Source organism: Bradyrhizobium sp. SHOUNA76 (assembly GCF_023006445.1).
Taxonomy (GTDB): domain Bacteria; phylum Pseudomonadota; class Alphaproteobacteria; order Rhizobiales; family Xanthobacteraceae; genus Bradyrhizobium.
In genome coordinates this window covers 1-6,228 of sequence record NZ_JALBHA010000398.1, presented here as the reverse complement: position 1 = coordinate 6,228, position 6,228 = coordinate 1, and the positions used below count along the sequence as shown (strand labels likewise).

At 64.5% G+C, this 6,228-nt stretch carries 7 protein-coding genes; 5 read left to right on the top strand and 2 right to left on the bottom strand.

Annotated features, from left to right (window positions below):
• Positions 1 to 153: 153 nt before the first annotated feature.
• Complete coding sequence (locus tag MOV74_RS28780) at positions 154 to 594, top strand: DUF1489 family protein (protein ID WP_246930017.1); 441 nt, start codon at positions 154 to 156, stop codon at positions 592 to 594.
• A 110-nt stretch (positions 595 to 704) separates the two neighbouring features.
• Here MOV74_RS28780 and panC read toward each other — a convergent pair whose 3' ends face one another.
• Positions 705 to 1,556 carry a pantoate--beta-alanine ligase gene (panC, locus tag MOV74_RS28775; RefSeq protein WP_246930015.1) on the bottom strand — a complete coding sequence of 284 codons (852 nt, stop codon included), beginning with the start codon at positions 1,554 to 1,556 and terminating at the stop codon, positions 705 to 707.
• Between the two features lie 285 nt (positions 1,557 to 1,841).
• On the opposite strand from panC, the gene MOV74_RS28770 reads away from it, so the two are divergent.
• From MOV74_RS28770 to MOV74_RS28755, 4 genes are all read left to right on the top strand, one after another.
• Positions 1,842 to 2,765: a division plane positioning ATPase MipZ gene (locus MOV74_RS28770; protein ID WP_246930014.1), complete on the top strand. Its 924-nt coding sequence runs from the start codon at positions 1,842 to 1,844 to the stop codon at positions 2,763 to 2,765.
• A 359-nt stretch (positions 2,766 to 3,124) separates the two neighbouring features.
• Positions 3,125 to 3,985 carry an alpha/beta fold hydrolase gene (locus MOV74_RS28765; protein WP_246930013.1) on the top strand — a complete coding sequence of 287 codons (861 nt, stop codon included), beginning with the start codon at positions 3,125 to 3,127 and terminating at the stop codon, positions 3,983 to 3,985.
• Between the two features lie 133 nt (positions 3,986 to 4,118).
• Positions 4,119 to 4,868, top strand: coding sequence for a VWA domain-containing protein (locus MOV74_RS28760; protein WP_246930012.1), 750 nt, complete (start codon positions 4,119 to 4,121; stop codon positions 4,866 to 4,868).
• 72 nt (positions 4,869 to 4,940) lie between these two features.
• Positions 4,941 to 5,666, top strand: a complete 726-nt coding sequence (locus tag MOV74_RS28755; RefSeq protein WP_246930011.1) for a DnaJ domain-containing protein — start codon at positions 4,941 to 4,943, stop codon at positions 5,664 to 5,666.
• A gap of 237 nt (positions 5,667 to 5,903) precedes the next feature.
• Here the strand turns inward: MOV74_RS28755 and MOV74_RS28750 are convergent.
• Positions 5,904 to 6,228: SPOR domain-containing protein (locus tag MOV74_RS28750; protein WP_246930010.1), on the bottom strand; the 325-nt coding region annotated here is incomplete at its 5' end.

The window sequence follows — 6,228 nt, the reverse complement described above, 5'->3', positions numbered from 1 at the left end:
GCGAAGAAACCGCCGGCTCCCAAGGCTGCTGCTCGCGCTCCCGCAGCACCGGTTCCGCTCGCTCCGCCGCCGGCCACGGCGGCCGCTCCCGCAGCTGCGGATAACGAGTAGATCGGCATTCCAAATGCGGTGCTGCCCGGCTAATGCTTGGGCATGCCGCTACATCTGATCAAGCTCGCCGTCGGCTGCGACTCCGTCAAGGAATTGAAGGAGTGGATCGCCGAACGGATGCAGACCGCCAAGAAGAAGGGTCTGCCGCAACATCACATCCACATCACGCGCATGGTGCCCAAGCGCGACACCGAGATCCTCGCGGGCGGGTCGCTCTATTGGGTGATCAAGGGCGAGATCGCCGCGCGGGAAAAGATCATCGGCATCGAGCCGTTCCGCGACAAGGACGGCATCGGGCGCTGCCGCATCGTGATGCAGCCGAAGGTGATCTCGGTGTCGCCGCGGCCGATGCGCCCGTTCCAGGGCTGGCGCTATCTCACGGAGGATTCCGTGCCGGCTGATCTCGGCAAGTCCGCCGCCGGCTCGATCGCGGCGATGCCGGAGCCGATGCGGCGTGAATTGCGCGATCTCGGGCTGCTCTAAGCATGATCCGGAAAAGTGCGCAGCGGTTTTCCCTCGCGACAAACGCTGAACGCGTTTGCGCGGAGATCATGCTCAAACAATAAGCTGAAGCGCGATGATATCATCGCGCTTCAGACCGCGATATTGTCGATCAGCCGGGTGGTGCCGAGCTTGGCCGCGACCAGGATCCGCAAGGGGCCGTCCTTGCGCGAGGTGACCGGCGCCAGCGTCTCGGCATGGCGGACCTCGAAATAGTCGAGCGCAAAGCCCGCCGCCTTGATCATCTCGGCGCCGCCGGCCATCGCGGGCGCGATGGCATCGCCGGCCTTGATCCGCTGCGCGCTCGCTTTCATGGCACGGTAGAGGACGGTGGCGGTCTGCCGCTCCTGGGGCGACAGATAGACGTTGCGCGAGGACATCGCGAGCCCGTCGCGCTCACGCACAGTGCGCGAGCCGATCACCTTGACGCCGAGGTCGAGGTCGCGCGCCATCTGCGTCACCACCCGCAACTGCTGAAAATCCTTTTCGCCGAAGATCGCAAAGTCCGGCCGGCACTGCGTGAACAGCTTGCCGACGACGGTTGCGACGCCGCCGAAGAAATGCGGGCGGAAGCGGTCCTCGAGCCCGGCGAGCGCCGGCCCCTCCGGCACAATGCGGGTGGCGAAGCCGTCGGGATACATGGCCTTGACCTCCGGATGCCAGACGACGTCGACATCCTCGGCCGCGAGCTTGGCGATGTCGGCCTTCCAGGTGCGCGGATAGGCGCCGAAATCCTCGGTCGGGGCGAACTGGGTCGGGTTGACGAAAATCGAGACCACGACGCGGCTGGCGCGCCGCTTGGCGAGGCGGACGAGGGACACATGCCCGTCATGGAGGGCCCCCATGGTCGGGACCAGCGCGATCGTGGCCTTTCGCTTGCGAAGATTGTCGACGGCGCGGCGCAAGGTGGGGACCGTGCGGGCGATCAAGGGGCTTGGTGACATCGGGACTCGACAGGGTTGGGAATCGGCGCGGCACGATCTGGCGCCCGGGGCGGCTAACCTTAACAAGCAGCGATCGTGGACGCCATGCACCCGGATGCGGCACAGCATCCTCTGCAAGCTGGCGCACGACGTCGCGACATTGTGGGCTGTATCACAGACGAAGATGAGTGCCGCTATTCATGATGAAGAACGGCACGATACGATTTGCATAACCTGTCACGCATTTCACTTGACCGCAGACCCGGCCAACTCGAAGATTATTCATCAGGGGTGTTGAGGATCGCCATGCTTGTGCAGGCTAGCCAAGGCCAATCCGGCTCGGCGCACGTTGTCGTGCTCGGCAACGAGAAGGGCGGCTCCGGCAAGTCGACCTCCGCCCTGCACATCGCGGTTGCGCTCCTGAAGGCCGGACAGCGCGTCGCCACCATCGACCTCGACTGCCGTCAGCAAAGCTTTACCCACTACATCGGCAATCGTGCCGCCTGGGCGCGCCGCACCAAGCTCGACCTCGAGCTGCCGGTGCATCGCTGCATCAAGCTCGGCGAGACCATGCAGATCGCCGAGAACGAGAATTCCGAGTTCCTGCAGTTCATGGAGGCTGTCTCGGCAGTCGAGAGCAGCTTCGACTTCATCGTCATCGATACGCCGGGCACCGACAGCTACCTCATGCGCCTCGCGCACTCGATGGCCGACACGCTGGTCACGCCGATCAACGACAGCTTCCTCGATTTCGACGTGCTCGGTACCGTCGATCCCGCGAGCTACGCGGTGACGGGCGAGAGCCACTATGCCGAGATGGTGCGCGACGTCAGGCGCAAGCGCCGCCAGCTCGACGGTTCGACCACCGACTGGATCGTCGTGCGCAACCGCCTGTCGATGCTCGGCTCCCGCAACAAGCAGCTCGTCGCGGAGGGGTTGAAGGATCTGTCGCTGCGGCTCGGCTTCCGCTACGTCGACGGCTTCGCCGAACGCGTGGTCTATCGCGAATTTTTCCCGCGCGGCCTGACCGCCCTCGACGAGATCGACGAGGCCACGCTCGGCATGCGGCCCAATCTCGGCCATCTCACCGCACGGGAAGAGGTGACGAGCCTGCTCCGCCAGCTCAAGCTGCCGCTCGATGAGCGCGGGCGCCGTCGCGCCGCCAACCGGGCCGAATGGTTCAACCAGATCGACAAGCCGCTCGAAGTGCACGACATTCTGGGCGCCTAAGGATTCCGGGCGCGCCTAAGGCGGTATCTCGCTACTTTCGATCGATCTGAGTGCCAGGGTTCCGCGGGAACCCTGGTCGCGTTCGGCCGTTTTCACCCCACGTTTACTGCGAAATTGAACCTGATCGAGATGGGTTGCGTCCGATGGTGAGGTGCACCTGACGTAGCTGTAGATCAAAAGGGTGCCCAGAAAACGTGTGCGCCGCACAACGAAAGAGCTGCAGCTTCACAATATTTGGCCTTCCTGTCACGCGCCTGTGACATATATTAGCGATTAGGCGACCAGGGGACGAAGAGCCCCGGAAGAACACGATTTTCAACAGGGATTCAGGCCGCAAGAGCCTGAGGCTGAGGACGAAAATGAAGCGTGGAATTGCCGTTTTGGTTTCCGTCAGTGCCCTCTGCGGCATCGCCTATTTCACGGCGAGCAAGTGGGCGATCAAGCACGAGACCATCACTTTCTACGACGCCTCCCGCGACAACCGTCCGGTGCCCGTCCAAATCGCGGTGCGACGCGACAAGGAAATGCAGGCCAATGCCGGCATGATCACGCTGCCGGTCGCAGTGATCAATCACGGCAATACCGTCAAGAACACCGAATACGGCTTCCTCGCCAACATCTTCGCTGCGCGCGGCTACATGGTCGTGAGCCCGCAGCACGATCTGCCGACCGATCCTCCGATGGTCACCAAGCCGGGTGAGCTCTATGTCGGCCGGCTGCCGCAGATCCTGCGCGGCGTCGCCAACATTCATCTGGCCATGCAGGAGTTGAAGAAGGTTCAGCCCAACGCCGATTACGCCAGGGTGACGATGGTCGGCCACTCCATGGGCGGCGACATCACGATGTATTTCGCCAAGCAGTATCCGGATGAGGTCAAGAAGGTCGTCACGCTCGACAATCTGCGCGTGCCCTTCGTCACCGCGGGCAAGTTCAAGATCCTGTCGTTCCGTTCGCAGGATCCGCAGTTCAAGGCCGATGCGGGCGTGCTACCGACCGACGAGGAATGCGAGAAGGCGGGCATCCAGGTCGTGAAGACCGAGTTTCAGCATAACGACATGCGTGACACCGGTCCGGATGTCGCAAAGAACTCGATCCAGAGCATGCTCGACAAATTCCTGAGCGCGACCGACAGCGAGATCGCGCCGGTCGACACGCAATCGTCGCCGCCCAACGTCCTCGAGCCCGGCCCGGTCGCGCTGATGGCGCCCGCCAAGAGCTAACATCGAGAGCCGACGCTCTCACCCCCGATTGTACTGATTTCCAAAGCCTCCGCCGGCCTCCGCCCGCGGAGGCTTTGCACATTGACCGGGCTGCCCGGGCTGACCACATTAGCTGCTTACGCAGGGTCAAGCGATGTCGGGCGAACCCATCAAGCCGGGCGGCGGCGATGCCGTCTCGGCACAAGCAGGCGGCGCGGTGCCGCAGGCCGGAACGTCGACCACGGAGGACATTGCCGCTTTCGTCGCCAAGGCGCGGGCGCTGTCACCCCATGCGCCGGGCGCGAAGGGGCGGCTGATCTTCGCATTGGATGCCACGATGAGCCGGCAGCCCACCTGGGACATGGCTTGCGCGCTTCAGGCCGACATGTTTCGCGAGACCGCGGCACTCGGCAGTCTTGATATCCGGCTCGTCTACTATCGCGGTCTGAACGAGTGCCGCGCCACGGGATGGATCTCCGATAGCACCAGGCTTGCGGCGCTGATGAGCAAGATCGATTGCCGCGGCGGCGACACCCAGATCGGCAAGGTGCTGAGCGAGGCGCGGCGCGAAGCGGTCGCATCTGGCGTGCGCGCCGTCGTCTTCGTCGGCGATGCCATGGAGGAGAACGTCGACGAGCTCTGCGTCAAGGCCGGCGAGCTCGGCATGCTCAATGTGCCGGTGTTCGTGTTTCAGGAAGGTCATGACGCGGTCGCCGAGCAGGCCTTTCGCGAGATCGCGCGCCTGACCGGCGGCGCCTGGTGCCGGTTTGATCCGGGCGCGGCGGCGCAGCTGCGTGAGTTGCTGCGGGCAGCCGCGGCCTATGCCGCCGGTGGTCGCGAGGCATTGTTGAACTTGGCGAAGACCGCCAGCGGAGCGGCCAAGCTGATCGGTCAGATGAAGTAGCGCTCAGGCCGTCGCGGCTCGCTGCGGGGCGTATGCCATGCATTTTGCCACGAGGGCGACTATATTCCCGATATGACCCTGATCGCCGGCGCTGTCGCTGTTATCACGCTCTACCTGCTGCTCCAGATGTTCCGCGCCGCCAACCCGGCGGTGCTGGCGCGCACCATCAGGTTCGGCGGCGGCGTGGTGGCGCTGGCGGTCGCAGCATTCACGGGCCTGCGGGGTGAATTGGCGGTGGCGATCCCGCTGGGGATTTTCGGTGCCGGGCTCTTGGGCTGGACACCGCTGGCAAATGCCGGCTTCGGCAATATCGGCGGGCTGTTCGGCGGCGGTGCTGCGCCCGCGTCAGGCCAGGCCTCACGCGTGCGCTCGCAATTCCTGGATATGCGGCTCGACCACGACACCGGCCAGCTTGGCGGGCTGATCGTCGCCGGGCCTCACGCCGGGCGCGACCTCGGCGAGTTCGATCTGGCGGGCCTGTTGGCGATGGTCCCGACGTTCGACGCGGAGAGCGTGGCCCTACTTGAAAGCTATCTGGACCGCCGGTTTCCCGCTTGGCGTCAGAACGCGCAGGGCGACGCGGCAGGGGGGCAGCGCCGCACGGCGGCGAGCAGCAAAATGACGGCGGAGGAGGCCTATCAGATCCTTGGCCTGCAGCCGGGGGCGGGGCGCGACGACATCAGCCGGGCGCACAAGTCCCTGATGAAGAAACTCCATCCCGACCAGGGGGGCTCGAACTATCTCGCTGCCCGTGTAAACGAGGCCAAGGATACTCTGCTTCGTACGCATAACGGCTAACTCCGGCACCACGCCACAAACGCCCGTACCGTGTGAGCTCCGCTTGCTCCGTTTGCCGTCGCCCCGATGCCCGCCATTTCGGCGTGGTCGATCCCTTGAGCAAAGTTTTAACCCTAAATTCTTGACGAGAGGTTGTCGCGGATCAGCCTTGTCACGAACAGCGCCCGCGTCATCGCGTCCCAAAACGAAAATGCCCGCGCTAGGCGCGGGCATTTTCGTCTCAAAACGGCAAGGAGATCAGTTGCGGACGGTGATGCAGGAGATCTCGGCGCGCTTCAGGGTGCGACAGACGGCTTCGGCCTGATCGCGCTCGAGGCCGGCGAAGCGGGCGCGGTAGAGCTTGCGATTGTCCTTTGCGACGACTTCGGTGAACGGATCAGCCTTGCTGAGCAGGCCGCGGGCCGAGTTGCGCGCGGCGTCGATGCGGTGCTGCGCTTCATTCTCGCTCTCGAGCGCGCCGACCTGGACGATCCAGCCGCTATGGGTGGCGACCGGCTTGGTGGTGGCGCTCATCTGGACCGGCATCGGATCGGCGGAGGCAAGCTTCGGAGCGGCCGGGGCG